Origin of the sequence: Parabacteroides sp. MSK.9.14 (assembly GCF_019041495.1) — a bacterium.
Taxonomy (GTDB): domain Bacteria; phylum Bacteroidota; class Bacteroidia; order Bacteroidales; family Tannerellaceae; genus Parabacteroides; species Parabacteroides merdae.
In genome coordinates this window covers 1-324 of record NZ_JAHPXO010000149.1, presented here as the reverse complement: position 1 = coordinate 324, position 324 = coordinate 1, and the positions used below count along the sequence as shown (strand labels likewise).

1 protein-coding gene is annotated in these 324 nt (G+C 55.2%); it reads left to right on the top strand.

The window, feature by feature from the left end; genetic code table 11:
- Positions 1–2 precede the first annotated feature (2 nt).
- A partial coding sequence (locus KTG12_RS21550; RefSeq protein WP_227226423.1) for a hypothetical protein occupies positions 3–324 on the top strand: 322 nt, incomplete at its 3' end.

The window sequence follows — 324 nt, the reverse complement described above, 5'->3', positions numbered from 1 at the left end:
CACTGATAGTATACAACAGGGAAAACTCCCGTCCGCAGGAAGTCACATACAAGGGAAAGCGGACCATCAACCTTGACAGCAGGGGGACCGTCTATCTGTCAAAGACGATGTCAATCGAATTGGGAATCCTCGGTGGCGGACGGGTGAACTTCGCCCACGACGACGAGACGGATGACTGGTACATCTGCCGGGCCGATGACAGCGAGGGGTTCATTGTCTGGAAGGATAAAAGATGCGCAAGGTTCTCGGCGGGGTTTATCGTGCAGAGACTCATGCGGCAGGCGAAGGTGGAGAGGAAGAGCGTGCAGTTCATGATGGCGAGGA